The sequence below is a fragment of the Streptomyces aidingensis genome, assembly GCF_900112355.1.
In the GTDB taxonomy this organism is placed as follows: Bacteria; Actinomycetota; Actinomycetes; order Streptomycetales; family Streptomycetaceae; genus Streptomyces; species Streptomyces aidingensis.
Window position 1 is genome coordinate 36,433 of the sequence record NZ_FOLM01000017.1, and the last position, 25,679, is coordinate 62,111.

Genomic DNA, 25,679 nt, shown 5'->3' on the forward strand with positions numbered 1-25,679 from the left:
CGGACACCGGACGGGGACGGGTGACGGGTCCGGCCGCCGGCCGCGGACACCGGCGGAACCGGTGCCCGCGGCCGTCACGGACGGCCGTTCGGCGGGGGACGGGGGCGGGGGACGACGGGTCCCGGGGGCCGGATCGCCCGGCGCCCGGGCCCCGCGCGGCGCGTTGCGGCCGGCGGCCCCGGCGATCCGGCCCCGGAACGGGACGGTGCGACGGCCCCGTTCCGGGCCTCGGATCAGCCGGCCGTCAGTAGCACTGCTTGTCGTTGCCCCTGTGCAGGTTCAGCTTCAGCCCGCTGAGCTTGAAGGTGCCCGCGGTGGTCGCCCACGCGGTCTGCTTGACGTCGGTCAGCGTCACCTTGTCGGCCTGCTGGGCGAAGGAGTTGGGGTCGTAGGGCCCTGTCGGGTCCGGCCCCTTGCTGGTGCCGCCGGCCGGAACACCGATGTCGATGTTGGTGAACTCGGCGTCGGCGTCGAGCTGGGCCACATCGATGAACAGGTTCTCGGCCTGGACCGGCTGGTCCGGGTCCGCGCCCGCACCGAGCCGCAGCGTCACATCGCCGATCGGGGTGGGGACCACCACCGACTGGCAGAGGTTGTAGATCGTGGCGCTGTTGAACGCCGATACCGCGACCGGGACGTGCTTGCCGTCCGCCGTCGTGTTGACGGTGCCGTACTGCACAAAGCCGTCTTCGTTCACCAGCTTGTCGGTGGTGACCTTGAAGCTCTGACCGGACACCGTGAACGAGGCCGCGAGGGCGCCCTGGGCCAGGGCGACGCCTATCGCGGCGGTCGCGGCCACGCTGGGCACCATGACGGCCCCGAAGCGCCGCCATCTGGTGCCGCCACGAGCCTGAGACTCCATGACTTTCCTCCTTAGGGACAACTCCCCCGCACCGTCCGCCCCAGGGGTACCGATGGACCCGCCCCGTGAGGCGCGCGGACGCGGAGAAGCGCGACATCCCGGGCCACCCCCGGGAGACAGCCACGGACCGCACACAGGTACGGCCATGAAGAACGGTCCCGCCCGTCGGCGGAACGCCCTCGACCCGAGGCCGACGCGTGGCCGACGTCGGCTTGGCTGATCGTGCTCGATGTGCGGTCGACAGGCAAGAGGTTCGTTACTAGCGAGTAAGACACGGTGGAATCACCGATAGGACGATAGCGAGCTTTTATACGCTCGGTAACGAATATCGGCGCCCCGCTCCAACTGTCAACCGGGCTCAACAGCCCCGAAACCTGGAGACCGACTACCGTGCGTGACATCGGCCGTGTTTACCAAACTTTGGTAAAGCACGGCCGATGCGAGCGTCTGGGAGCGTTCCCGCTCAGAAGAGCACCCGGGTGAGCGCACCACGGGCCGCGGTCACCCGCGGATCCTCGTGGCCGATCACCTCGAACAGGTCCAGCAGATGCCGCCGGGCCCGCTCGCGGTCCTCCCCCGCGGTGTCGCGCACCGTGTCGACCAGACGGGAGAAGGCGTCCGTGACATGGCCGCCGTAGAGCTCCAGATCGGCGGCGGCGATCTGCGCGGCGACATCGGCCGGGCGCTCGGCGGCCTCCCGCCGCACCTTCGCCTGGTCCATCTCCCCCACCCGCTCCAGCAGCCTGGCATTGGCCAGGCCGGCCTTGGCCTCGGGGTGACCGGGCTGGTCGGAGAGCACGTTCTCGAAGGCCCGGATGGCACCGCCCAGATCGCCCGTCTCCAGCGCGGAGTACGCGGCCTCCAGCGCCGGGTCCATGGGCGGGGCGGGCACCGCCCCGCCGGCGCCGTCCTGCCCGGCACCGGCCTCGACGCCGCCGGCCAGACCGGTGATGCCGAAGCGCTGCTCGGCGGCGAGCACAAGCTGCTCCAGCACCTGCCGGATCTGCGCCTCGGGCGCGGCGCCCTGGAACAGCGGCAGGGCCTGGCCGGCCACGACCGCGAACACCGCGGGGATGCCCTGCACGCCGAACTGCTGGGCCAGCATGGGGTTGGCGTCGACATCCACCTTGGCCAGCACCACCCGGCCGGCCAGGGATTCGGTGAGCCGCTCCAGCACCGGGCTGAGCTGCTTGCAGGGCTGGCACCATTCCGCCCAGAAGTCGATGACGACCGGGACCTCGGCGCTGCGCTGGAGCACCTCGCTCTCAAAACTCTGTTCGTCGACGTCGACGATGAGCCGCGGCGCGTCACCGGCGGGCTGTCCCTGTGCGCCTGCCGGTTCCTGCGTCGGGGCCGCCGCCTGACGGGCGCGTTGCGCGCGGGCCTCCTCGGCCTTGGCCTTGGCCTCGGCTGCCGCCTTCAGCGCGGAGAGGTCCACTACGCCGCTCATGGAGATGTTGCGTGGCTGCATGAGGACCAGTCTCCCCCCTCCGCGGCTCGTTGCGGAACGCATCCCCGGGACAGGCGCCCACCGGGTCCTGTGAGTGCCTGCGCCCCGGCAGCTTACGCTACGGTTCGTAGCGTAAGTCAAGACCCCGGCGATCTTTACTACTCACGGGTAAGGTTCCGGCCATGTCCCACGCCCCCTTCCGAGACGCTCCCCGGACCGGCCGGCCGCGCAGCGCGGCGGCGGACCGCGCCATCGTCGCCGCGACCCGGCAGGCACTGGCCGAGCTCGGCTGGTCCGGGCTGACCATGGCCGAGGTCGCGACCCGCGCCAAAGTCGCCAAGACCACCCTCTACCGGCGCTGGCCGGGCAAGAACGAGCTGGTGGTGGACAGCCTGGCGGCGGTCTTCGAGGAGCATCTGGAACTGCCCGACAGCGGCGGTCTGGCGGCCGATCTGGCGGGCGTGGTGCGCAGCTTCGCCGCGCTGCTGGAGCTGCCGGAGATCCGGACGGCGCTGATGGCCGTGGTCGCCGAGGCGACCCGGGACCCGGCGCTGCGCGCCCGCATCCGGGACGCGATCGTGGACCGGCAGAAGGCGCTGGTGCTGCTGGGCCGCTCGCGCGCCCAGGCGCGCGGCGAACTCCCGCCGGAACCGGACCCGGAGACCGCCGCCCGCAACGCGGACCTGATCTTCGATGTGATCGCCGGCACGGTGGTGCACCGCGCGCTGGTGAGCAATGAGCCGGTGGACGGCGCCTGGGCCGCCGACTTCGCCCGCCTCCTGCTCACCGGCCTCACCGGGCTGACCGGCGTCACCGGCCTCGCCCCCCGCACCGCCACGGACCGCCGCTGACCCGGCCGGACCCGGGCCCGGCGGCGGCGCTCAGAAGCCGGGGGGTTCGGTGTAGGTGCCCCATTCGCCGCGGAGGGAGTCGCAGATCTCGCCCAGGGTGGCCTCGGCGCGCACCGCGGCCAGCATCGGCCCGATCATGTTGGCGCCCTCCCGGGCGGCGGTGAGCATGCCGTCCAGCGCGGCGCGCACCGCGGCGTCGTCCCGCCCGCGGCGGCGCTCGGCGAGCGCCCGGACCTGCTCGCGCTCCACCTCGTGGCTGATCCGCAGGATCTCCAGATCCCGGGTGACCGAGCCATGGTGCACATTGACGCCGACGATCTTCTTCTCGCCCTTCTCCAGCGCCCGCTGGTAGCGGAACGCGGACTCGGCGATCTCGCCGGTGAACCAGCCGTCCTCGATGCCCCGCAGCAGCCCGGAGGTGACCGGCCCGATCGGGTGCCGGCCGTCCGGCACCGCGCGCCGCCCGCGTTCCCTTATGCGCTCGAAGATCTCCTCGGCCTCGGCCTCGATCCGGTCCGTGAGCTGCTCGATGTACCACGAACCGCCGAGCGGGTCGGCGACATTGGTGACCCCGGTCTCCTCCATGATCACCTGCTGGGTGCGCAGGGCGATCTCCGCGGCCTGCTCGCTGGGCAGCGCCAGGGTCTCGTCCAGCGCGTTGGTGTGCAGCGAGTTGGTGCCGCCGAGCACCGCGGAAAGGGCCTCCAGCGCCGTGCGCACCACGTTGTTGTACGGCTGCTGGGCGGTGAGCGAGACACCGGCGGTCTGGGTGTGGAAACGCAGCCACTGCGCCTTCTCGCTGGTCGCGCCGTAGACGTCGCGCATCCAGCGCGCCCAGATCCGGCGCGCGGCGCGGAACTTGGCGATCTCCTCGAAGAAGTCGATGTGCGCGTCGAAGAAGAACGACAGCCCGGGCGCGAAGGTGTTGACATCCAGCCCGCGGGAGAGCCCGAGCTCCACATAGCCGAAGCCGTCGGCCAGGGTGTAGGCCAGCTCCTGCGCGGCGGTGGCCCCGGCCTCCCGGATGTGGTAGCCGGAGACCGACAGCGGCTTGTACGCCGGGATGCGCTCGGCGCAGTACTCCATCAGATCCCCGATCAGCCGCAGATGCGGCTCGGGCGGGAACAGCCATTCCTTCTGGGCGATGTACTCCTTGAAGATGTCCGTCTGCAGGGTGCCGTTGAGCACCGCCGGGTCCACCCCCTGGCGCTCGGCGGCCACCAGATACATGCAGAAGACCGGCACGGCCGGCCCGGAGATGGTCATGGAGGTGGTGACCTCGCCCAGCGGGATGCCCCGGAAGAGGGTCTCCATGTCCGCGGCGGAGTCCACGGCCACCCCGCAGTGGCCGACCTCGCCGAGCGAGCGCGGGTCGTCGGAGTCCCGGCCCATCAGGGTGGGCATGTCGAAGGCCACCGACAGCCCGCCGCCGCCGGCGTCCAGGATCATCCGGTAGCGCTCATTGGTCTGCTCGGCGTTGCCGAAGCCGGCGAACTGGCGGATGGTCCAGGTACGGCCGCGGTAGCCGGTGGCGTACAGGCCGCGGGTGAAGGGGAACTCCCCGGGCCAGCCGATGCGCTCGAAACCTTCGTAGGTGTCGCCCGGACGGGGTCCGTAGACCGGCTCCAGTCCGGCGCCGGAGAGGGTGGTGAAGTCGGCGTCCCGGGTGCGGGAGGCGTCGAAGCGGGCCTGCCAACGGCGGCGGCCCGCACTGATGGCCTCGGGTGCGTCAGGGTCCATGGCATCCATGCACACCAATTTACTCGGACGTCCAAGTAATTACTAGGACGACCGAGCAACCGGCCGTGAACGGCGTTTCCCCGGGTCGGGCTCAGCCGGTGACCGACTCCGCGGACCGCTCGGCACCGGCCTCCCGACCGGGACCCGAGGGCTGCCGGGGCGCCTCCGGGCGGTCCAGCAGCGGGGTGATCTCCCGGGTGATCCGCCGCTCCACGAAGAAGGCGACGAACGGCACGGTGCCGGACAGCAGCACACCGATCAGCTTGCCGAACGGCCAGCGGGCCTTCTGCCCGAGGTCGAAGGCGACGATCAGATAGATGATGTAGAGCAGACCGTGGGCCTGCGACACCACAAAGGTCAGGTCCTCGCCGGTGTCGAATCCGTACTTGAAGACCATGCAGGTGCTCAGCACCAGAAGCATGACGGCGGTCACATAGGCCATCACGCGGTAACGGGTCAGGACGCTCGGCTTCATGGGGACGAGCGTATCCGCCCGATTCGGGCGTTCCTCGTCCGCCCCACGCGGGGACGCCGGGATCAGTCGTCGCGGAAGTCCCCGGCGGCCAGCCGCAGCGGGCGCAGCAGCGCGAAGATCTCCTCGCACTCCTCTTCGTCATAGGCGCCGAGCCCGAAGTCCATGGCCATCAGATCCCGGGTGGCGGCGTCGCAGATCTCCCGGCCCCGGTCGGTGATCACGGCCAGCGTGCCGCGTCCGTCGTTGGGGTTGGGGCGCCTGGTGACCAGGCCCGCCCTGGCCAGCCGGTCCACCGTGTTGGTCACCGAGGTCGGGTGCACCATCAGCCGCTCGCCGATCTTGGACATCGGCAGCTCGCCCTTCTTGCTGAAGGTGAGCAGCACCAGCGCCTCGTAGCGGGCGAAGGTCAGTCCGTAGGGCCGGACCACGGCGTCCACCTCGGCGAGCAGAATCTGGTGGGCGCGCATGATCGAGGTGATCGCCTCCATGGACGGCGACCGGCCCCAGCGCCCCTTCCACAGCTCCCCGGCACGGGAGATGGGATCGAACGACAGGCTAAGCGGTTTGGGCACGGGCTCGACCCTACCGGGCGTGGCGATCACCTGTAAGGCTGTCTCAGCCGATGGCCCGGATACCGCGTGGGGGTGGTCACGGCGTCGCCGGCACCGCGCCCTCCGCGGTGCCGCCGCCGCCCGTCCCGCCGCCGCCCGTCCCGCCGCCGCCGGTGCCGCCGCAGCGGCCGTCCCGGACGGAAGCGGCGCCCTCCGCCGTCTCCCCGGCCGCCTCACTCACCAGGGTGACCAGGCACTCCGCGGTGACCCGGTAGTGCTTCTGCTCGGGCCCGGTCTCGTACAGCATGGCCATCTCCTCGCCCACCTGGCCGGAGGTGGGGAACGGCGTGGTGATCATGCGCACCGACAGGACCATGTGCTTGCTGCGGGCCACGAACAGATACGACCCCGCGGCCCGGCGCCCGGCGGTGGCCGCGACCTGGTCGTAGATGGTCAGCTCCACCCCGGTGCCCGCCGTCGCCCGGACCGCCGCCTCGGCGGCGGCGTCCGGGACCAGCAGGCCGCAGTCGTGCGCGGGCAGGTGCAGCGACTCGGTGTAGGCGGCGGCGTACTCCTCGGCGGGGAAGGACACCACCCGGAACTGGGCGGCGGCCGTCTGCCCGCTGGCGAAGGTGGTGACCCGCGCGGGGAGATCCGGGTACCGGGCGAACAGGCCGCTGTCGCAGTCCACGTTCTGCAGACCGCGCAGTTCGTGGTAGACGGTCTCGTCCGGCATCTCCTGCCAGACCAGCGCCCCGCTCCAGGGCAGCGCGGCGGGCGGCAGGGCGACCGACGATCCGTCCCGCACGTCCTCCTCCCCGGGCAGCGGGTCGGTGCCGCCGCCGTTCTCGGGCCCGGCGGGACTCGGGGTCGCGGTGCGTTCACCCGGTGTCCCGGTCACGGCGGGCGGCACCGGCTGCCGGTCCGGCAGCGGGGCGCCGTCCGGCCAGCCGCCGCCCAGCAGCCAGCCGCCCAGGGCGAGCGCGGCCACCGCTCCCACCGAGCCGGCCGCGGCTCCGGCCCGGCGGCGGGCGCGGCGCCGCTCACCGCGGCGGCGCACCGCCTCCGGGGGGGCCGGGGGCAGACCCGTCTCCAGCAGTCGGGCCAGCTCGTGCAGCCGCTCCTCCACCCCGGCCGGCGGGTCCTGGCTCGCGCCGTTGACCCGCCCGGTGTGCGCGGGGTGCTTCGGGTGCTCGTTCACAGCGGTGGGTTTCCTTTCCCGGCGCGCAGCCGCGGACCGGCCACGGGCCGGCCGCCCGGGGCACCGCGTCCGGCCGCTCCCCGCTCCTCCCCGAGCTGTGCCCGCAGGGCCTTGCGGGCCCGGCTGAGCCGGGCGCGGACCGCGGCGTCGGAGGCCCCGGTCTCCCGGGCCACCTCCGCGGTGGGCAGCCCGAGCAGATGATGCAGGACGACCGCGGTGCGCTGCTCCACGGGCAACGTGCGCAGCGCGTCGATCAGCGCCACATGGTCCGGCGCCACCGCGGGGACGTCCGGCGGCGGGCCGTGCCGGAAGTGGGCACGCAGCCGGTTGCGGGCCTTGCGCCAGGTACTGACCGCCAGCCGCAGCGCCACGGTGCGCACCCAGGGGGCGGGATCGCCGCCCGCGCACAACTTGGGCCAGCGCTCCCAGGCGCGGGCGTACGCCTCCTGCACGGCGTCCTCCGCCTCCGCCCGGTCGCCGGTGAGCGCATGGACCACGGTGACCAGGCGCGGGGCGGTGGCGGCGTAGAAGGCGTCGAACTCCTGACGCCGCTGCTCGCCGCCGTCCGCTCCCGTGCCCACCGCTCCCCCGGATCCCGCTTCCCTCCGGCCGCCCGCGGATCCGCCTCCCGGGGAATCCGCCGTGCCCGGTCCCGCAGTCTGCCCCGGCCGGGCCGGGCCGGGAAAGCCGTGGCGGCTGTGGCAAGACTCGCTGTCACAGCACCCGCCCGCCGGGCGTGGCCCGGGTACGGAACCGCGCCACGGGCGGCGGCCGGGCGGAAAGCGTGTCACACGGGCGCCGCCCGGGGCGTGAGAGGAGTGAAAGCGGTGCCGTCCCGGGCCGCTGCCCGCCGATCCGCCCAGAGGGGATGTGTCCGTGCTCACCCTGACGTCGCCGCCGCCCGCCACCCGGTCCGCCGCCGCGCTCGACCTGGACATGCTGACCACCGCGGAACATCTGGCGTTCCTGCGCGGCAGACGTGCCCGGACGGACGCCGGCCCCGGGCAGGTGAGTTTCCTCCAGACGCCCGCCTGGGCGCGGGTCAAGCAGGGCTGGCTCGCCGAGAGCCTGGGCTGGCGCGACGAGCGGGGCCTGGTGGTGGGCGCGGCCCTGGTGCTCTACCGGCGGCTGCCGCATCTGCGGCGGTCCTTCGCCTACCTGCCGGAGGGGCCGGTGATCGACTGGTCCGATCCGGCGCTGGCCGGCCGCTGGCTGGCGCCGCTGCTGGAGTGGCTGCGCGGGGCCGGCGCGTTCGCGGTGCGGATGGGCCCGCCGCTGGCGTACCGGCACTGGACCGCCGCCACGCTCAAGGCCGCCACCGGGCCGGGCCGCCGGATCGGTGATGTGCTGCCGGACCTGGTCGATCCGCTGGGCGCGGCGGTGGCGGACCGGCTGCGCGACGCGGGCTGGCGGCGCTGCGCGGCCGAGGACGGCGGCGACGCGCAGCCGCGGCTGGTCTTCGAGGTCCCGCTGGCCGGGCGGCGCCGGGAGGACCTGTGGGCCGGGCTGAACCAGGAGTGGCGGCGCAATGTGCGCAAGGCCGCCAAGTCCGGGGTGGTCTGCGGCGCCACCGGCCCGGAGGATCTGCCGGTCTTCCACGAGCTGCTCGGTGTCACCGAGCGGCGCGACGGCTTCCGGCTGGGCCGCTCGCTGGCCTACTTCCAGCGCCAGTACGAGGCGCTCAACGCCGAGGAGCCGGACCGGATGCGGCTGTACACCGCCCGCCACGAGGGCCGGGTGCTGGCCGCGCACACCATGGTGCGGGCCGCGGACGGCTCCCGGATCTGGTACCAGACCGGGGCGTCCGCCGACCTGGGCCGCGAGGTGCGGCCCAGCAACGGGCTCCAGTGGCGGATGCTGTGCGACGCCCATGAGCTGGGCGCCTCCGTCTACGACATGCGCGGCATACCGGACACCCTGGACCCGGCCGACCGGGCGCACGGGCTGCTGCGCTGGAAGCTGGGCACCGGCGGCCGGGCCGTGGAGATGTCCGGCGAATGGGAGCTGCCGCTGGACGGCGCCCTGGACGGCGTGGTCAACCGCACCCTGCTGCGCGCCATGCACGGTTTTCTCGCCCGCCGCTGACACTTCCCTTCGCCGTTGCCCCCGCCGTCGCCCCTGCCGGTCCCCGGCCGCGGGCGGACCCCGGTTCAGCGGAGGGTGACAGGAGAATCACGCAGCGGCGTGACACGATGGGCGGCATGCACGGCGGGTACACGCGGGGCGCGGCGCTGATGGCCGGGCTGCTCCTGGCATTGACGGCGGCGGTGACGGCGGGCTGTTCGGCGGGGGGCGGCGGCTCCGCCGGGCCCGGGACGACGGACGACACGCACGGCACGGACGGCACCGACGGCGGGGCGGCACAGCACGGCTCCGGCCTGTGGGTCGACCCCGACACCCCGGCCGCCCGGCAGGTGGAGCAGTGGGAGGCACAGGGCCGCGAGGCGGACGCCGAGGCCCTGCGGCTGATCGCCGAGCAGCCGATCGCCGAGTGGCCGCAGGCCCAGCACGACCCGGGACCGCGGGTGCGGGAAGTGGCCCGGGCGGCGGACGCCCAGGACCGGACCGCGGTCTTCGTCGCCTACAACATCCCGCACCGGGACTGCGGCCAGTACTCGCAGGGCGGGGCCGCGGACGGCGACGCCTATCTGGACTGGATCGGCAGCCTGGCCGAGGGCATCGGCGACACCCGGGCCATCGTGGTGCTGGAGCCGGACGCGGTGCCGCATCTGCTGGACGGCTGCACCGCCGAGATGTACCACGAGCGCCGCTACGAGCTGCTCTCCGGGGCGGTGGACCGGCTGGCGGAGCTGCCCCGGACCCGGGTCTATCTGGACGCCGGCAATCCCAGCTGGGTGCAGGATGTGCGGCGGCTGGCGGACGCGCTGCGCCGGGCGGGCGTGCGGCGCGCCGACGGTTTCGCGCTCAATGTCTCCAACTACCAGACCACCGAGGATGTGGTCGCCTACGGCACCCGGCTGTCCGGGCTGCTGGACGGCGCCGGCTTCGTGATCGACACCAGCCGCAACGGCAATGGCCCGGCCCAGGGCCAGGGCGAGGAGTCGTGGTGCAATCCGCCGGGCCGCGCGCTGGGCGATCCCCCCACCCTGGACACGGGGCTGCCGCTGGTGGACGCCTTTCTGTGGATCAAGCGTCCGGGCGAGTCGGACGGCGAATGCCGGGGCGGCCCCCGGGCCGGCGAGTGGTGGCCGGAATACGCCCTGGGCCTGGCGCGGGAGGCCCAGCGCCGCCAGGGCTGACGCTCCCCGGGCACCGGCCGGGCGGCGGGCCGCCGCCCGGCCGCCCGGGCTCGTCCGGCTCAGGGGATGTGGACCCAGGTGGCCTCGGAGGGGATGCCGTCGGTGTCGGTGACGAAGAGCATGTACCAGCCGGGCGGGACCAGCGCCGGCTCGTCCGGCACGGTCACCGTGATCTCGCCCTCGCCCCGGCCGACCGCCAGCTCGATGGAGCGCTGCTCCACATCCGTGGTGTGGGTCACCGCGCTGGGGCGGATCAGCCGGGCGGTGGCGATCCGGTCCGCCCGCGGGGTGGCGAAGGCCGCGGTCTCGCCGCGGCCGATCCGTTCCGGGCCGCCGGTCAGCCGGGGCCGCTCCGCCTCGTCCGCCCGGTGCAGATAGGGCGGCTCGTAGACCTCGATGCGCTGCTCGAACTCGCCGGGACGGGTATTGGCCTCGTCGGCGAAGAGCGGGTCGCCGCCGAAGGTGGCCACCCGGCCGTCCGGCAGCAGCAGCGCCTCGGAGTGGTAGGTGCGGCCCACCGTGGGGTCGGCGGCCTCCCGGAACTCGTTGGCCGCGGGGTCGTAGAACTGGGCGCGCAGCACATTGCTGTCGCCGCGGGCCCGGTAGTCCTCCGATCCGCCGGTGGTGAAGATGGTGTCGTCCGGCAGGATCACGCTGCTGAGGTAGCGGGTGCCCTGCGGCAGTTCCGGGCCGTCGGTGTACTCGGGCTGCTCCTCGGTGAGATCGATGATCGCGGTCCGGGCGGTGGACTTGGCGGACTCGCCGACCCCGCCGCCGCCGAGCACCATGAACCGCTGGTCCTGGGCGGGCGGCAGCAGCAGCGAGGCGGAGGTTTCGAGCTGGTCGGGGTCGGTCATCCCGGGGACCGGCTGGAAGCTGTTGTCCGAAAGGTCCCACACCCCCGGCTCGCGGCCCTGGTCGGCCGGTCCGTAGCCCGCGTTCGAGCCGGTGTAGAAGATCCGGCCGTCCGCCATCAGGAACAGTGCCGGATAGGTCGGGAAGTAACGTTCCGGCGCCTCGCTCCAGGTCCGGGTGGCCGGATCGTAGATCTCGTTGATGCCGGGCACCACCTCGCCCACGTCGTCCAGTCCGGAGACGGTGAGCACCCGGCCGTCCGGCAGCGCGGTCAGCGTGGGGTACCAGCGGGCCTCGGCCATCGGCTCCACCGGCACATAGCGCTCCGCCACCGGGTCGAACTCGAAGGCCACATCGATGCCCTGGAAGTCCTGGTCGTCCAGGGTCATCTGCTCGGCCAGCCCGTAGAGATTCTCCGCGTCCCGGCCCTGAAGGCCGACGATCTCGTACTGGGCGCTCTCCTCGGTGACCCCGGCCTCGCCCTCGGCCACGGCGGTGACGAAGACCCGCTCCTCACTGGCCGTGACCTCGGCGCCGCCGGGCACCACCTCCTTGGCCGCGGGCGGCACGGTGATCTCCACCGCGGACTCGTACTCCACGCCGGAGGGCGAGCGGAACCGGGTGCCGGCCGGCAGGGTGCGGGCCCGGTCCGGGTCCTCGTTCTTGACCAGCATGGCGCCGCCGGCGTGCTTGACCGCGTCGCCCAGGATCTCGTAGCGGGCGGTGCCGCCGGCCACCAGCAGCCGCCCGCTGGGCAACTGGGCGTGGCCGGCGCAGAACAGGTCGTCCGGGGTGGGCACGGTGGTGAAGGTGTTCGCCTCCGGATCCCACAGGACGGTGTCGAAGGTGCCGGCGTCGAACTGCTCCTGGTCGTTGCCGGAGCCGGCGATCAGCAGCACCTTGCCGGTGTGCAGCAGGGCGGCGTGGATGGCGTTGGTGCGGTACTCCTCGGGCACCTGGACCCGGGACCAGGAGCCGTACCGGGCCTGGTACTCGGGCCGGGATATCCGGTACTCGTGCAGCCGGTCCTGGGCGAAGCCGACGGCCGCCGGCACGTTCATCGCGGCCAGCGCCGCGGTGACGCCGGCGCCGAGCACGGCCTTGCGGAACCGTACCGCGGGGCTCGGCCGGCGCCGGTGCCGGGCCGACGGGCCGGCCGGCGGCCCGCTCAGGGGTCGGGGCATCATCTTCGGTCACCTCCCGGTGGTCGGGGCCGCCAGCGCGGCGGCGTCCTGCTCGGTATCGGGGGCGGGGGGCTCGGCGGCGGCCAGGGACGCCGCCGCGGCGCGGGCGCGCGCCGCCCGGCCGCCGTCCACCGCGGCGCGGGCGCCGCGCAGCGCGCCGGTGACGACGCGGACGGCGGTGCCGGCCGCCCAGACGGTGATCGGGGCCAGGCAGACGGCCAGCGCCAGCACCGCCCAGGTGCGCATCGCCACATGGCTGTGGTCCAGCAGCAGCGAGATCGCCAGGGCTCCGGCCAGCGTCCCGCCCCAGGCGAGGTGGAGCCGGAAGGCGGCCGGCCGGTCCCGGCTGGCCTCGCCGCCCTTGGGGGTGACGACGAAGCGGCTGGGGCGGCGGCGCACCGCGTCCAGCAGGGAGCGGGCGTAGACGGGGGCGGACAGCGCGGACATCACCATGCCGGCCAGGCCGGAGGAGCCCTCCGGCTCGTGCGGGCTGACGTTGTGGCGCCGGTTCCAGAGATAGAGCCCGACCTGCGCGGCGGCGGCGTCGCTGTAGAGCATCAGCCAGACCGCGGCCGAGGCCTGGCTGCCGGAGGCGCCCAGCACCAGGTACAGCACGCAGCCCAGCGCGCCCACGCACCAGGTGATCCCCGCCATCGGGTAGAAGGCCAGCATCAGGGTGTAGTTGAGCAGCCGGCCCGGGCTGTGCCGCAGTCCGCCGCGGCCGTACTGGCGCAGGATGGTCTCGTAGGTGCCGCGGGACCAGCGCAGTTGCTGGTTGAAGAAGTCGGTCCAGGTGCTGGGGCCCTCGCCGACGGCGAGCACGTCCGGGGTGTAGACCGAGCGCCAGCGGTTTCCGGTGCGCCAGTTGCGGGTGCGATGCAGTTCGAAGCCGGTGGCCATGTCCTCGGTGATCGAGTCGTACAGGCCGCCCACGCTTTTCAGCGCGGTGATCCGCACCGCGTTGTTGGTGCCCACGAACATCGGGCCGCCGTAGGCGTTGCCGGCCCGCTGGATCAGGGCGTGGAAGAGGAACTGCTGGCTCTCCGCGGCCTTGGTGACCGGGCCGTCGTAGTTGCCGTACACCTGGGGGCCGACCACGAAGGCGACGTCCGGGTCGCGGAAGTAGCCCAGCATCCGCTCCAGGTAGCCGGGCAGCGGCACATGGTCGGTGTCGACCGCGGCCATGAAGTCGTAGGCGTCGCCGTGTGCGGCCAGCCAGGCGTTGTAGTTGCCGTGTTTGGTACGGGCGCGGTAGCGGCCCTGCGGCCGGTTCCAGTACGGGTTGCCCTTGCGGGTGAAGTGCCGCACGCCCAGCCGGGCGCACAGTTCGCGGGCGCCGGGGTCGTCGCCCTCGTCCAGCAGCCAGACGTCGAGCGGTCCCTGGTGACGTACCCGGACCGCGCCCTCCAGGGTGGCCCGGAGCATGGCGAACGGCTCCTTGCCGGGGACATAGGTGGTGAGAAAGGCCACCCGGGTGCCCGGCTCCGGGGTCACGGGTATCGGGTCCCGGGCCATCAGCGTGGCGTGCGCGATGGAGACCACGTTGACCAGCCGGAAGATCTCGATCAGCGCCACGCAGCCGAGCACCACGGCGTCCGCGGCCGGGAGATGGAACGGCGCGTTGTGCCGCTCGGTCCAGTGGCCGGGCCAGACCAGCCAGAGCAGCAGGACCGTGGAGAGCAGCGGCGCCAGGGTCATCAGCAGCACGGCGCGGACGCGGCGCGGCTCCCGGGCGAGCAGGCTGCGGTAGCGGACCCGGTAGCCGGGTTCCGGGTCGGCCGGTGGCCCGGCCAGTTGACTGTAGGCCTCGTAGTCGTAGCCCTCTCGGCCCACTGGTCCCTCCCTCCGCCATCCGGCAAAGGCGATATCGGTACACCAATCACCAGAAACCAGACGGCGGAGGATGTCGAACCCGGTGGCCCGCTCGGGCTACCGGCGGCGGTCCGGGCGCTCCGCGGGGTCAGCCGCCGACGCGCTCGTCCGCCGCCTCCCGGGCGGCGGCGGTGCCGGGGGCCGCGGCGGCCACCGCGGCCCTCTCCTCGCGGCGCAGCCGGCGCTCGGCGAAGAACCCGCCGGCGGGCAGCACGGCCATCAGGAAGTACCAGGCGGCGGTGGCCAGCGGCCAGCGGGCGCGGTTCCAGGCATCCAGCCAGAGCACGGCGTAGAGGACGAACAGCACGCCGTGCACGGCGCCCAGCACCGGCACCGGATCGATGTCGGTGGTGCGGCGCAGCACCGAGCCGGCCAGCAGCACCAGGAAGGAGACCGCCTCGGGGGCGGAGACGAGCCGGAGCCGCCGCACGGCGGAGGCGGTCTTCAGGTCCATGGGGTCATCACTCCAGAGGGGGGATCTTGTGAAAGCGTGCACAAGCTTGGTCCGGCCATTGTGACACCGGGTTTTCCGTCCCCGGACCACGGGGTGCCGGTCACGGGACCGTGATCGGCGGGATGCGCGGCCCGCGGCCTCGCTAGAGTCGGCACCATGGACACCGAGACGGGCACCCGCTGGCTCACCGAAGGGGAGCAGCGGGCGTGGCGCACCCATCTGGACGTCAGCCGGCTGCTGATGTACCAGCTCGAGCATGATCTGCAGCCGTTCGGCCTCACGATTCACGACTACGAGATCCTGGTGAATCTCTCGGAGTCCGCGGAGCACCGGATGCGGATGAGCGATCTCGCCGCGGCCACCCTGCAGTCCAAGAGCCGGCTGTCGCACCAGATCACCCGGATGGAACGGGCCGGGCTGGTGCGGCGGGAGAACTGCGCCTCGGACAAGCGCGGGCTGTACGCGGTGCTCACCGATCACGGCTGGGACACCATGCGCCGGGTGGCCCCGCACCATGTGGAGTCGGTGCGGCGGCACTTCATCGATCTCATTCCGCCGGAGGCGCTGGAGGCGATCCGGCAGGCGCTGGCCCCGGTGGGTGAGCACCTGCACGCCCAGCGCGGCCGGCCCTGAGCGGGCCGGCCGGGAGCCGCAGCACGAAGAGCGCCCCGCCCTCCGGGGCGGTGGCGACGGTCAGCGTGCCGCCGTGCCGCCGGGCCACGTCGCGGGCGATGGCCAGGCCGAGCCCGGCGCCGCCCTCGTCCCGCCCGCGGGCCTCGTCCAGCCGGACGAAACGCTCGAAGATCCGCTCCCGGTCCGGCTCCGGCACCCCGGCCCCGTCGTCGGCCACCTCCACCACCGCGACCGCCGCCCCCGCACCGGCTGCCTCCTCCGCGGCCGGGTGACCGGTCTCGCGGCGCAGCGAGACCCGGACCCGGTGCGCCGCATGCCGCTCCGCGTTGTCCAGCAGATTGCCCAGCACCCGGTCGAGCTGCCCGGCCGAGCCCGGGACGGTGACCGCGTCCAGCCGGTCCACGGTCACCGCCGGGCCGGAACCGCCGCCGGGCCGGGCACCGGCCCGGCGGGCGGTCTGCCGCCGCAGCAGGGCCGCCAGATCGGCCCTGCCGTCCGGCGGCGGGCGCTCCCCCGCGTCCAGGCGGGCCAGCAGCAGCAGATCGGCGGCCAGATCCTGGAGCCGTACGGTGTCCCGGACCGCGCCCGGCAGGTCCAGCAGCTCCGGGTGGGCCCGGCCCACTTCGAGCTGGGTGCGCAGGGAGGCGATCGGGCTGCGCAGTTCGTGCGAGGCGTCGGCCACGAAGCGGCGCTGCCGGGCCACCGATTCCTCCAGCGCGGCCAGGGTCTCGTTGGTGGTGCGGGCCAGCCGGCCGATCTCGTCCCGGGCGCCGGGCTCGGGCACCCGGCGGCTGAGGTCCCGGGACCGGGTGATGGCGGCCATCTCGCGGCGGATGCCCTCCACCGGGCGCAGCGCGCGCCAGGTCACCAGCCAGGTGACCGCCGCGACCACGGCCAGCAGCACCGGGAAGCCGGTGAGCAGGGAGTCGCGCACGCTGTCGACCGCGGCGCGCTCGATGTCGCGGGGGGCGCCGGCGTAGACGGTGACCCGGGTGCCGGCCGGGGTCGTCGCCGCCAGGACGGCGAACCGGTAGTCGCCGGGGGTGCCGGCCAGCCGCGCCGCGCCGTCCACCATCCGCACCCGGTCGCCGACGCTCCCGGTGCCCGGCCCCGCGTCGTCCCCGCCGTCGTCGCCGTCGTCGCCGTCGTCGCCGCCGTAGCCGTCATCGTCGTCCCCGTCGTCGCCGTCATCGTCGTCCCCGCCGTCGCCGGTCTGCCCGGCCGTCCCGCCCGATGCCCGTTCCTGCTCCGGCGGGACCGGTATGACCTCGTCCGTCTCCGTACCGCGGATCGCCTCCAGGCCGTCGCTGACCGCCCGCACCCTGCCCTCGGCGTCCACCACCTGCACCGGCCGCCCGGCCGCCAGTTCCAGCCCGTCGAACGGCGTGCCCGTGGCAAGCTGCGCGGCGGTGCTGCGGGCGGCGTTCTCGGCCTGGAGCTCCACCTGATCGCCCAGACTGCCGCGCAGCGCGGCCAGCAGCAGCAGCCCGGCCGCCAGCAGGGCGAGGGCGACCACGGCCGTGGCCCCCAGCGCGGTGCGGGTCTTCATGGCGCCAGCCGGTAGCCCGCGCCGCGCACCGTATGGATCAGCCCCGGTCCCAGCTTGCGGCGCAGCACGCTCACATAGACCTCGACGATGTTGGGGTCGCCGTCGTAGGCGAAGTCCCAGGAGTGTTCCAGGATCTCCGCCTTGGAGACGATCTCCCCGGCACGGGTGGCGAGCTGTTCCAGTACGGCGTACTCCTTGGCGGTCAGGGACACCTCCCGGCCGGCCCGGCTGACCCGGCGGGAGGTGCGCTCGATCTCCAGGTCGCCGACGCGGAGCCGGGGCGAGGCACCGGAGAGGGCACGGCGCCGCAGCAGCGCCCGCACCCGGGCCAGCAGCACCACATAGGAGAACGGCTTGGTCAGATAGTCGTCGGCGCCGGTGTCCAGGCCCTCGGCCTCGTCGTACTCGCCGTCCTTGGCGGTGAGCATCAGCACCGGGATGTCGTTCCCGGCGGCGCGCAGGGCCGCGCACACCCGGTAACCGTTCAGGCCGGGCAGCATGATGTCCAGAATCACCAGGTCGTAAGCGCCCTCGGTGGCCCGGTGCAGCCCGTCGGTGCCGTTGTGCACCACGTCCACGGCAAAGCCCTCGGCGGTCAGTCCGGCGGCCAGCGACCGGGCCAGCCGCCGTTCGTCCTCCACAATCAGCACCCGCATGGCCCAAGCCTGACACCTTCCGCCTGAAGAGATCTTCAGGCGGCTTCAGCGGGCCTTCAGCAGGCACCGGCCACGGTGGTGACCGACCCTCGCCACCGAGGAGCGGAAGGAAGACGGAAAAGACATGAACCGGAACACGCTGACAGCGGCGCTGGCGGCCACCGTGGTGATCGGCGGCGCGACCGTGGCCGGGGCCGCGCTCACCGCGGACGGGGACGGCGGCTCCCGGGCCGCGGAGGTCGCCCTGAGCGGTGACGACACCTCCGCCACCCCCGAACCCGAGCCGTCCCCGGCCGGGCCCGACCCCGAGCCCGGCCCCGGCAAGGGCGCGGGCGCGGCCACGGGCTTCGAGGAGGCCGCCCGCACCGCCCTGGCCACGGCGCCCGGCACGGTGCTGGAGATCGCACGCGAGGACGACGACGACAGCGACGACGGCGACGGCCGCTGGGAGGTCGAGATCCGGGGCGACGACGGCGCCCACCACGAACTGGAGATCTCGCTCGACGGCAGCACCGTCCTGACCCACCGGACCACCGCCTCCGACGACGACAACGTCTCCGGAGCCGACGACCGGAACGTCAGGGACGATCGGGACGACCGCAACGACCGGGACGACGCAGACGACGCAGACGACGCAGACGACGCGGGAGAGGACGAGGACGAGGACGACGGCTGAGAGCGTCCGGCCGCCCCCGGCGCGGGCGCCCGGCTAACCGAGGACGGCCGCGCACCAGGCGGCCACCGCGTCGTCCACCCTGTCCCGGGCCACATCGCATACGGAACCCGGGTCGCTCCCGGATGCACCGGGCGGGTCGGCGGCCGGCTCGTCCCGCGGCGGGCCGGCGGCGCCGGGATCGTCCGCCTCCTGCCCGGCCCCCGCCGTTCCCTCGCCGTCGGCCCGTCCGGTCCCGTCCGGGGCCGGGCGGCCGGCGGATTCCGCCGCCGGGTCCGCTTCGTCCCGCTCCGGCCCGGCAGCCGGAGACGGCGAGGAGGACGGATGCGAGGACGACGAGGACGCCGAGGACGAAGAAGAAGACGACGAGGATGACGAGGACCGGTCCTTCCCGGGAGCCGGAGCCTGGCCGGGCTCCCGCTCCCGGGACTCGCCGTGCCGGTCAGGTCCCGCATCCCCGGCCCGTCCCTCGCCGTTTCCGGCGATGTTGGCCGCGGCCGGTCCGTCGGCCGCCTCGGACGACGACCGGCCGCAGCCGGCCAGCGCCACGGCAAGGAGAAGGGTGAGTCCGGCCAGGACGCAGACCGGTGCTGTGGGGCGGAGGAGTCGCTTGTGCACCGGGTGAGTGTGCCCGTCCGCGGGGCCCGGTCTCCAGGCGGTGTCACCCGGCCGGCGGCGTTGTATGACGACACCACCGCAGGCTCCCGGCCCGCTCGCGCTCCCGCCGCCGCTCACTCCGGGGCGACGGCGGCCGGCCCGGTGAGGGCGGCGAGCAGCCGGTCGGCGGCGGTGTAGGGGTCGAGGTCACCGGCGATGACCTGCTCGGCGAGCACGGTCAGCCGGCGGTCGCCGTGCACGTCGCCGATCCGCTCGCGCAGCGCGGTCACGGCGATGGACTCCACCTCGTGGGCGGCCCGGCGCAGCCGCCGCTCGGTGAGCACGCCGCGCTCCTCCATCCAGGCGCGGTGCTTCTCCAGCGCCTCGACCACCTCGTCCACCCCCTCGCCGCGCGCCGCCACGGTCTTGACCACCGAGGGCCGCCAGTCGCCCGCGGCGCGGGCCTCGCCGAGCCCCAGCATGTGGTTCAGCTCCCGGACGGTGGCGTCGGCGCCCTCCCGGTCGGCCTTGTTGACGACGAAGACGTCGCCGATCTCCAGAATCCCGGCCTTGGCTGCCTGGATGCCGTCCCCCATGCCGGGGGCCAGCAGCACCACCGAGGTGTCGGCCAGCGAGGCGATCTCCACCTCGGACTGGCCGACGCCGACGGTCTCCACCAGGATCACGTCGCAGCCCGCCCCGTCCAGCACGCGCAGCGCCTGGGGGGCGGCCCAGGACAGGCCGCCGAGGTGGCCGCGGGTGGCCATGGAGCGGATGTAGACGCCCGGATCGGAGGCGTGCTCGCTCATCCGCACCCGGTCGCCCAGCAGCGCGCCGCCGGAGAACGGCGAGGACGGGTCCACGGCCAGCACCCCGACCCGCTTCCCGGCCCGCCGGTAGGCGCTGACCAGGGCGGAGGTGGAGGTGGACTTGCCCACACCGGGCGAGCCGGTCAGGCCGACGACATAGGCGTGGCCGGTGTGCGGGGCCAGCGCCGCCATCACCGCCCTGAGCTGCGGGGACGCCCCCTCGACGAGGGAGATCAGGCGGGCCACCGCCCGGGGCTGCCCCTGCCGGGCCCTGGTCACCAGATCCGGGACGTCCACCGTCGCCATCCTGCCGCTCTCCTCACTCGCCCGGCCTCACCCGGCCTCACCTTCCAGTGTGCTGCCCCGCGCCGCCCGTCAGCCTGCCGCCACCGGCTCGCGGCATGCTGGGGCCACGGCCCGGGCCGGGGGCGGGGCCCGGGCCGGGCCGTCAGGCCCGCGGGACGCGGATGATCAGGGCGTCGCCCTGGCCGCCGCCGCCGCACAGCGCCGCCGCGCCGGTGCCGCCGCCCCGCCGCTTCAGCTCCAGCGCCAGATGCAGCACCAGGCGGGCGCCGGACATGCCGATCGGGTGACCCAGCGCAATCGCACCTCCGTTCACATTCACCTTTTCGTGGGACACGCCGAGGTCCTTCATGGACTGCACGGCCACCGCCGCGAACGCCTCGTTGATCTCCAGCAGGTCCAGGTCGTCCACGGTCAGCCCGGCCTTGCCCAGCGCGTGCCGGACGGCGTTCGACGGCTGCGACTGGAGGGAGTTGTCCGGGCCGGCCACATTGCCGTGGGCGCCGATCTCGGCCAGCCACTCCAGCCCGAGTTCCTCGGCCTTCGCCCGGGACATCACCACGACCGCCGCCGCGCCGTCGGAGATCTGGGAGGCGGTGCCGGCCGTGATGGTGCCGTCCTTGCCGAACGCCGGGCGCAGCCTGGCCAGGGTCTCCACGGTGGTCTCGCCGCGGATGCCCTCGTCGTGCGCGAAGACGACCGGGTCGCCCTTGCGCTGCGGGATCTGCACCGGCACGATCTCGGCGTCGAACAGGCCGTTCTTCCGGGCGGCGGCGGCCCGCTGGTGGGAGAGCGCGCCGATGGCGTCCTGCTCCTCCCGGCTGATCGACAGCCGCTGGTTGTGCCGGTCGGTGGACTCGCCCATGGCGATGTTCTCGAAGGCGTCGGTCAGCCCGTCGTGGGCCATGGCGTCGAGCATCTGCACCGCGCCGTACTTGAATCCCTCCCGGGACTTGGGCAGCAGGTGCGGGGCGTTGGTCATGGACTCCTGGCCGCCGGCCACCACGATGTCGAACTCGCCGGCCCGGATGAGCTGGTCGGCCAGGGCGATGGCGTCCAGCCCGGAGAGGCACACCTTGTTGACGGTGAGCGCGGGCACGTTCATCGGGATGCCGGCCTTGACCGCGGCCTGCCGCGCCGGGATCTGCCCCGCCCCGGCCTGGAGCACCTGCCCCATGATCACGTACTGCACCTGCTCACCGGTCAGGCCGGCCCGCTCCAGGGCGGCCTTGATGGCGAATCCGCCGAGATCTGCGCCGGAGAAGGGCTTCAGCGAGCCGAGCAGCCGGCCCATCGGGGTCCGCGCGCCCGAGACGATCACTGAGGTAGTCATGGTGCGGCTCCTTGGGACTAAGGAGTGAACGAGGGTTCACCCGAGGGTACTGACCGGTCGGCAGGCGGTCATCCGCGCAGAACTGTGACAGTGGGCACGTTGCGCCATCACCGACTGTGGCGCTGCACTGGTCTCATGCTGACGCGAATCGATCACATCGGAATCGCCTGCTTCGATCTCGACGCCACCGTCGAGTTCTACCGTGCCACCTACGGCTTCGAGGTGTTCCACACCGAGACCAATGAGGAGCAGGGCATCCGCGAGGCCATGCTCCGCATCAACGGGACCGACGACGGCGGCGCCTCCTACCTCCAGCTGCTGGAGCCCACCAGGGAGGACTCCACCGTGGCCAAATGGCTGGCCAGAAACGGCGAGGGGGTGCACCACATCGCCTTCGGCACCGCCGACGTGGACGGCGAGGCCGAACAGATCCGCGGCAAGGGGATCCGGGTGCTCTACGACGAGCCGCGGATCGGCTCCATGGGCTCGCGCATCACCTTTCTCCACCCCAAGGACTGCCACGGTGTCCTCACCGAACTCGTCACCTCCGCCCCCGCGGACGGGACGGGTGAGGGCCAAGGCCACTGACGCGGGCTGCCCCGGCCGGTAGAGTGGCACGGCCGGGGCACGGGGCTTCTCTGCGTCCCGCGCTTGGCCGATGATCCGATAAGCGGGAGGTGCGTGCTGACGACGCACCCGACCGACCATGCCCGACGGGGCTCCCCGGTGCCGGACCGGGGGTTCCGCCGGGAGCCCGCCGGGGCTCATCGGATCATCACCGGAACAACCAGGGGACGGATGGGACCGCAAGGTGCGGGAAGTCGACCGCAGCGAGCGCACCGAGGCTGACGACGCCCTGACCCAGCTCGAAGCCGAGATGAAGCGGCTGCAGAAGGAGCGGGACAAGGCCGTCGACCACGCCGATGACCTCGGTTACCAGATCGAGGTTCTGCGTTCCAAGCTGCACCAGGCGCGGCGCGCGCTCTCCCTGCGGCCTGCCTACGGGGACGCCACCAGCCACGTCGAGCAATTGCTGCGCGCCGCCCAGCACCAGGCCGACCAGATGCGGGGCGACGCCGAGCGGGAGCTCCGCCAGGCCCGCGCCCAGACCCAGCATCTCCTCCAGGAGTACGCCGAGCGCCGCGGCCGGATGGAGGCCGAGCTGCACGCCGAGGCGGTCGGCCGGCGCCAGCAGCTCGACCAGGAACTCGCCCAGCGCCGGGCCACGGTCGAGCAGCACGTCAACGAGAACGTCGCCTGGGCCGAGCAGTTGCGCGCCCGCACCGAGGCCCAGGCCCGCCGCCTGCTGGAGGAGACCCGCACCGAGGCCGAGCAGACCCTGCGCCAGGCCCGTGCCGAGGCGCAGCGGGCGGCCGAGGAGACCCGGCAGCGGCTGGCCGCCGAGGCGCAGGCCGCCCGCACCGAGACCGAGGAGCTGCTGCGCCGGGCCCGCGCCGAGGCCGAGCGGCTGCTGTCCAGCGCCGCGGGGCAGGCCCAGGAGGCCACCGAGCACGCCGAGCGGCTGCGCGCCACGGTCGGCGCCGAGGCCGAGGCCGCCCGCCGGGAGGCCGCGACCGCCCAGCGCGAGGCCGAGGAGCGGCGCGCCGAGGCCGAGGAGCTGCTGACCGGCGCCCGGGCCGAGGCCGAGCGGCTGACCACCGAGGCCGGCGAGGAGGCAGAGCGCCGCCGGGCCGCCGGCGAGGCCGAGTACCAGCAGCGGTCGGCCACCGCCAAGTCGGAGATCGCCCGCATGGTGGCCGAGGCCACCAAGGAGGCCGAGCAGGCGCGCAGCGAGGCCGAGCAGGCGCTGGCGGACGCCCGGAGCGAGGCCGAGCAGGTGCTGGCCAAGGCCGCCGAGGAGGCCCGCAACCGCTCCGCCGAGGAGTCCGCCAACCAGCTGGCCGAGGCGGCCCGCACCGCCGAGGAAGTGATCAACAAGGCGGTGGCCAAGGCCCGGACCACCACCCGGGCCGCGGCCGAGGAGGCCGAGCGGCTGCGCACCGAGGCCACCGAAGAGGCCGAACGGCTGATCGCGGAGGCACACGACACCGCCGAGCAGCTCAAGGGCGCCGCCCAGGACGACACCAAGGAGTACCGGGCCAAGACCGCCCAGTTGCAGGAGGAGGCCCGGCGGCTGCGCGGCGAGGCCGAGCAGTCCCGCGCCGAGGCCCAGGCCGAGGGCGAGCGGATCCGCAGCGAGGCGCGCCGCGAGGCCGTCCAGCAGATCGAGGAGGCCGCGGCCAGCGCCGAGGAGCTGCTGGCCAAGGCCAAGGCGGACGCCGAGGAGACCCGCACCGCCGCGGTGGCCGAAGGCGAGAAGGTCCGCACCGAGGCCATCGAGCGGGCGACCGGGCTGCGCGCCCAGGCCGAGGAGGCGCTGCGCAAGGCCCGCACCGAGGCCGAGGAGACGGTCGCCGAGGCCGCCCAGCGGGCCGACCGGATGACCGCCGACGGCGAGCGGGAGGCCCAGCGGCTGCGCGAGGAGGCCCGGGAGGCGGCGCGCGCCGAGCGGGAGGCCGCCGCCGCCGAGCTGGAGCGGCTGCGCACCGAGGCCGAGCAGCGGGTCACCACCGCCGAGGAGGCGCTGTCCGCCGCCCGGGCCGAGGCCGAGCGGCTGCGCACCGAGGCCACCGGGGACGCCGAGCGGCTGCGCGCCGAGGCCACCGACCGCATCCGGGCCATGCTGGAGGCCGCCGAGGAGGAGGCCTCCCGGGTCCGCGAGCAGGCCGCCTCCGACGCCGCCCGCACCCGGGCGGAGGGCGACGAGGCCGCCGTCCGGCTGCGCGGCGAGGCCGCCGCCGAGTCCGAGCGGGTGCGCACCGAGGCCCGTGGCGCGGCCGACCGCATCCGGGCCGACGCCGCCGCCGCCGCGGAACGCACCGCGGCCGAGGCGGCGGACGCCCTGGCCGCCGCCCAGGAGGAGGCCGCCCGGCTGCGCCGGGAGGCCGACACCCTGCTCAACGACGCCCGCGAGGCCGCCCATCTCGAACGCTCCCGGGCGCACGAGCAGAGCGAGGAACTGCTCACCGCGGCCCGGGCCACCGTGGAGGACTCCGAGCGGCGGGCCGAGGAACTGCTCTCGGCGGCCGAGCGCCGCGCCCAGGAGATCCACAACTCGGTGGCCGGGCTGCGGGAGGACGCGGAACGGGAGATCGCCGCGCTGCGCGCGGACACCGATCTGGCCGTCGCCCGGATGCGCCGCCACGCCTCCGAGGAGAAGGAGGCCGCGGCGGCGCTGGCCGAGCGCACCATGACCGACGCGCTGCGGGAGTCCGAGCGGATGCGCGCCGCCGCCCAGGAGGAGCTGGACCGGGCGCAGGCCGAGGCCCAGGCCATCCGGGAGTCCGCCCGCCAGGAGGCGTCCCGGCGGCGCGGCGAGGCCGCCGCCCAGGCCGACGAGCTGCTGGCCAAGGCGCAGGAGGAGGCGACGCGCACCACCGCGGCGGCCGAGGAGCGGTCCGACGGCATGGTGGGCGCGGCCCGGCGGGAGGCCGCCCGGGTGCTGGCCGACGCGCAGGCCGAGGGCCGGCAGATCGTGGAGGCGTCCCGCGCGGACGCCGACAACACCCTGGAGGAGGCGCGGCGGGACGCCATCGCCATCCGGGAACGCGCCGCCGAGGTGCGCTCCCGGGTGGACGCCGAGGTGCAGGCGCTGCACGAGCGCGCCCGGCGGGAGGCGGCCGAGCTGGCCAAGGCGGCCGGGGAGCGCGTGGACCGGCTGGTCCGGGCGGCCGAGGAGCAGCGCGAGGAGGCCAGGGCCGAGGCCGAGAAGCGGGTCGCGGAGGCCACCGCCGAGGCGAGCAAGGTGCGGGTCGCGGCGGTGCGCAAGGCCGAGGGGCTGCTCAAGGAGGCGGAGGCCAAGCGGGTGCAGGCGCTGCGCGAGGCCGAGCGGATCCGGGCCGAGGCCGACCACGACACCCGCAAGCTGCGCGAGGACACCGACCAGGAGATCCGCCGCAAGGTGGAGGAGAGCAAGCGGGAGCTGGACCATCTCTCCCGCCGCCGGGCGGACATCAACGCGGAGATCTCCCGGGTGCAGGACGTGCTGGAGGCGCTGGAGTCGTTCTCGGCGCCGCGCGGCGGCAAGGGCGGGCCGGACGGAAAGGCGGTCGGCGCGGGCGCCGGCAAGCCGGGCGGCTGACCCGTGGCGCGGCGCCGCGCACCGTTAAGGCAACGATTCCGGCACAACTCCCGCGCGACCGCCCGGTATCGGCCCGTGACGGCCCGCCGGGGCTGTACTCCTGAGGCGGGAGCGCGCATGATGGCAGCCCGAACGGCTGGTCCGCATGCGGTGGCCGTCCCCGGCGGGCTCGGCCGAGCGGAACGTCAAGCCGCTCGTTTGAGCGCACGGGAGCGTACATTCTCCACACA

22 protein-coding genes are annotated in these 25,679 nt (G+C 74.2%); 7 read left to right on the top strand and 15 right to left on the bottom strand.

Translation table 11 applies throughout. The features are described 5' to 3' along the window. Nucleotides 1-244: 244 nt before the first annotated feature. The gene (locus BM242_RS23865) at nt 245-862 is read right to left on the bottom strand and encodes a DUF6230 family protein (protein ID WP_093840984.1); all 618 of its coding nucleotides are present in this window, start codon (nt 860-862) and stop codon (nt 245-247) included. Between the two features lie 463 nt (nt 863-1,325). Further along, a complete protein-coding gene (locus BM242_RS23870; RefSeq protein WP_093840985.1) occupies nt 1,326-2,333 on the bottom strand; it encodes a tetratricopeptide repeat protein in 1,008 nt (335 codons plus the stop codon). Between the two features lie 161 nt (nt 2,334-2,494). On the opposite strand from BM242_RS23870, the gene BM242_RS23875 reads away from it, so the two are divergent. Beyond that, the gene (locus BM242_RS23875) at nt 2,495-3,163 is read left to right on the top strand and encodes a TetR/AcrR family transcriptional regulator (protein ID WP_093840986.1); all 669 of its coding nucleotides are present in this window, start codon (nt 2,495-2,497) and stop codon (nt 3,161-3,163) included. 30 nt (nt 3,164-3,193) lie between these two features. On the opposite strand, the gene icmA is transcribed toward BM242_RS23875, so the two are convergent. From icmA to BM242_RS30560, 5 genes are all read right to left on the bottom strand, one after another. Then, entirely contained in the window at nt 3,194-4,903 is a 1,710-nt protein-coding gene (icmA, locus tag BM242_RS23880) for a coenzyme B12-dependent isobutyryl-CoA mutase large subunit (RefSeq protein ID WP_093840987.1), read from the bottom strand. A 91-nt stretch (nt 4,904-4,994) separates the two neighbouring features. Continuing rightward, a complete protein-coding gene (locus BM242_RS23885) occupies nt 4,995-5,378 on the bottom strand; it encodes a DUF3817 domain-containing protein (protein WP_093840988.1) in 384 nt (127 codons plus the stop codon). Between the two features lie 62 nt (nt 5,379-5,440). Beyond that, the gene (locus tag BM242_RS23890; RefSeq protein WP_093840989.1) at nt 5,441-5,950 is read right to left on the bottom strand and encodes a MarR family winged helix-turn-helix transcriptional regulator; all 510 of its coding nucleotides are present in this window, start codon (nt 5,948-5,950) and stop codon (nt 5,441-5,443) included. A gap of 76 nt (nt 5,951-6,026) precedes the next feature. Further along, nucleotides 6,027-7,130: a hypothetical protein gene (locus BM242_RS23895; RefSeq protein WP_093840990.1), complete on the bottom strand. Its 1,104-nt coding sequence runs from the start codon at nt 7,128-7,130 to the stop codon at nt 6,027-6,029. After that, nucleotides 7,127-7,711, bottom strand: coding sequence for a SigE family RNA polymerase sigma factor (locus BM242_RS30560; RefSeq protein ID WP_107365170.1), 585 nt, complete (start codon nt 7,709-7,711; stop codon nt 7,127-7,129). Before BM242_RS30560 ends, BM242_RS23895 begins: the two co-directional genes overlap by 4 nt. 355 nt (nt 7,712-8,066) lie before the next feature. Between BM242_RS30560 and BM242_RS23905 the strand changes: the two genes are divergently transcribed. Together BM242_RS23905 and BM242_RS23910 are read left to right on the top strand one after the other, a co-directional pair. After that, nucleotides 8,067-9,215 (top strand): lipid II:glycine glycyltransferase FemX, encoded by a 1,149-nt coding sequence (locus BM242_RS23905; protein ID WP_093840992.1) that lies wholly within the window; start codon nt 8,067-8,069, stop codon nt 9,213-9,215. A 107-nt stretch (nt 9,216-9,322) separates the two neighbouring features. Further along, nucleotides 9,323-10,390, top strand: a complete 1,068-nt coding sequence (locus BM242_RS23910) for a glycoside hydrolase family 6 protein (protein ID WP_425443922.1) — start codon at nt 9,323-9,325, stop codon at nt 10,388-10,390. 59 nt (nt 10,391-10,449) lie between these two features. Here the strand turns inward: BM242_RS23910 and glxA are convergent, their stop codons facing one another. From glxA to BM242_RS23925, 3 genes are all read right to left on the bottom strand, one after another. Continuing rightward, entirely contained in the window at nt 10,450-12,432 is a 1,983-nt protein-coding gene (gene glxA / locus BM242_RS23915) for a galactose oxidase early set domain-containing protein (protein WP_483883347.1), read from the bottom strand. Nucleotides 12,433-12,438: 6 nt separating this feature from the next. Next, complete coding sequence (locus tag BM242_RS23920) at nt 12,439-14,262, bottom strand: glycosyltransferase family 2 protein (protein ID WP_093840993.1); 1,824 nt, start codon at nt 14,260-14,262, stop codon at nt 12,439-12,441. Between the two features lie 127 nt (nt 14,263-14,389). Then, nucleotides 14,390-14,755 carry a DUF3817 domain-containing protein gene (locus BM242_RS23925; RefSeq protein ID WP_093840994.1) on the bottom strand — a complete coding sequence of 122 codons (366 nt, stop codon included), beginning with the start codon at nt 14,753-14,755 and terminating at the stop codon, nt 14,390-14,392. A 156-nt stretch (nt 14,756-14,911) separates the two neighbouring features. On the opposite strand from BM242_RS23925, the gene BM242_RS23930 reads away from it, so the two are divergent. Then, nucleotides 14,912-15,388 (top strand): MarR family winged helix-turn-helix transcriptional regulator, encoded by a 477-nt coding sequence (locus BM242_RS23930; RefSeq protein ID WP_093840995.1) that lies wholly within the window; start codon nt 14,912-14,914, stop codon nt 15,386-15,388. On the opposite strand, the gene BM242_RS23935 is transcribed toward BM242_RS23930, so the two are convergent. Both BM242_RS23935 and BM242_RS23940 read right to left on the bottom strand, forming a co-directional pair. Further along, entirely contained in the window at nt 15,303-16,937 is a 1,635-nt protein-coding gene (locus tag BM242_RS23935; RefSeq protein WP_093840996.1) for a sensor histidine kinase, read from the bottom strand. The two genes, BM242_RS23930 and BM242_RS23935, sit on opposite strands and share 86 nt — an antisense overlap. After that, the gene (locus tag BM242_RS23940; protein WP_093840997.1) at nt 16,934-17,593 is read right to left on the bottom strand and encodes a response regulator transcription factor; all 660 of its coding nucleotides are present in this window, start codon (nt 17,591-17,593) and stop codon (nt 16,934-16,936) included. Before BM242_RS23940 ends, BM242_RS23935 begins: the two co-directional genes overlap by 4 nt. Before the next feature lie 124 nt (nt 17,594-17,717). Here BM242_RS23940 and BM242_RS23945 point away from each other — a divergent pair, with 124 nt between their 5' ends. Beyond that, complete coding sequence (locus BM242_RS23945) at nt 17,718-18,269, top strand: PepSY domain-containing protein (RefSeq protein ID WP_093840998.1); 552 nt, start codon at nt 17,718-17,720, stop codon at nt 18,267-18,269. A gap of 33 nt (nt 18,270-18,302) precedes the next feature. Here the strand turns inward: BM242_RS23945 and BM242_RS23950 are convergent, their stop codons facing one another. The 3 genes from BM242_RS23950 to BM242_RS23960 form a co-directional block, all read right to left on the bottom strand. Beyond that, the gene (locus BM242_RS23950) at nt 18,303-18,884 is read right to left on the bottom strand and encodes a hypothetical protein (RefSeq protein WP_139238426.1); all 582 of its coding nucleotides are present in this window, start codon (nt 18,882-18,884) and stop codon (nt 18,303-18,305) included. Nucleotides 18,885-18,997: 113 nt separating this feature from the next. Next, entirely contained in the window at nt 18,998-19,978 is a 981-nt protein-coding gene (meaB, locus tag BM242_RS23955) for a methylmalonyl Co-A mutase-associated GTPase MeaB (RefSeq protein ID WP_093841000.1), read from the bottom strand. A 142-nt stretch (nt 19,979-20,120) separates the two neighbouring features. Then, a complete protein-coding gene (locus BM242_RS23960) occupies nt 20,121-21,308 on the bottom strand; it encodes an acetyl-CoA C-acetyltransferase (protein ID WP_093841001.1) in 1,188 nt (395 codons plus the stop codon). 135 nt (nt 21,309-21,443) lie between these two features. Here BM242_RS23960 and mce point away from each other — a divergent pair, with 135 nt between their 5' ends. Beyond that, nucleotides 21,444-21,896: a methylmalonyl-CoA epimerase gene (gene mce, locus BM242_RS23965; RefSeq protein WP_093841002.1), complete on the top strand. Its 453-nt coding sequence runs from the start codon at nt 21,444-21,446 to the stop codon at nt 21,894-21,896. Nucleotides 21,897-22,119: 223 nt separating this feature from the next. Continuing rightward, nucleotides 22,120-25,449: a hypothetical protein gene (locus BM242_RS23970; RefSeq protein WP_175541553.1), complete on the top strand. Its 3,330-nt coding sequence runs from the start codon at nt 22,120-22,122 to the stop codon at nt 25,447-25,449. The last annotated feature ends 230 nt before the right edge of the window (nt 25,450-25,679 follow it).

What these genes read in the sequence shown, in the direction of transcription:
- BM242_RS23865 (WP_093840984.1), bottom strand. Translation starts at nt 862, where the DNA reads ATGGAGTCTCAGGCTCGTGGCGGCACCAGATGGCGGCGCTTCGGGGCC.
- BM242_RS23870 (WP_093840985.1), bottom strand. Translation starts at nt 2,333, where the DNA reads ATGCAGCCACGCAACATCTCCATGAGCGGCGTAGTGGACCTCTCCGCG.
- BM242_RS23875 (WP_093840986.1), top strand. Translation starts at nt 2,495, where the DNA reads ATGTCCCACGCCCCCTTCCGAGACGCTCCCCGGACCGGCCGGCCGCGC.
- icmA (WP_093840987.1), bottom strand. Translation starts at nt 4,903, where the DNA reads ATGGACCCTGACGCACCCGAGGCCATCAGTGCGGGCCGCCGCCGTTGG.
- BM242_RS23885 (WP_093840988.1), bottom strand. Translation starts at nt 5,378, where the DNA reads ATGAAGCCGAGCGTCCTGACCCGTTACCGCGTGATGGCCTATGTGACC.
- BM242_RS23905 (WP_093840992.1), top strand. Translation starts at nt 8,067, where the DNA reads ATGCTGACCACCGCGGAACATCTGGCGTTCCTGCGCGGCAGACGTGCC.
- BM242_RS23910 (WP_425443922.1), top strand. Translation starts at nt 9,323, where the DNA reads ATGGGCGGCATGCACGGCGGGTACACGCGGGGCGCGGCGCTGATGGCC.
- glxA (WP_483883347.1), bottom strand. Translation starts at nt 12,432, where the DNA reads ATGATGCCCCGACCCCTGAGCGGGCCGCCGGCCGGCCCGTCGGCCCGG.
- BM242_RS23925 (WP_093840994.1), bottom strand. Translation starts at nt 14,755, where the DNA reads ATGGACCTGAAGACCGCCTCCGCCGTGCGGCGGCTCCGGCTCGTCTCC.
- BM242_RS23930 (WP_093840995.1), top strand. Translation starts at nt 14,912, where the DNA reads ATGGACACCGAGACGGGCACCCGCTGGCTCACCGAAGGGGAGCAGCGG.
- BM242_RS23935 (WP_093840996.1), bottom strand. Translation starts at nt 16,937, where the DNA reads ATGAAGACCCGCACCGCGCTGGGGGCCACGGCCGTGGTCGCCCTCGCC.
- BM242_RS23940 (WP_093840997.1), bottom strand. Translation starts at nt 17,593, where the DNA reads ATGCGGGTGCTGATTGTGGAGGACGAACGGCGGCTGGCCCGGTCGCTG.
- BM242_RS23945 (WP_093840998.1), top strand. Translation starts at nt 17,718, where the DNA reads ATGAACCGGAACACGCTGACAGCGGCGCTGGCGGCCACCGTGGTGATC.
- meaB (WP_093841000.1), bottom strand. Translation starts at nt 19,978, where the DNA reads ATGGCGACGGTGGACGTCCCGGATCTGGTGACCAGGGCCCGGCAGGGG.
- BM242_RS23960 (WP_093841001.1), bottom strand. Translation starts at nt 21,308, where the DNA reads ATGACTACCTCAGTGATCGTCTCGGGCGCGCGGACCCCGATGGGCCGG.
- mce (WP_093841002.1), top strand. Translation starts at nt 21,444, where the DNA reads ATGCTGACGCGAATCGATCACATCGGAATCGCCTGCTTCGATCTCGAC.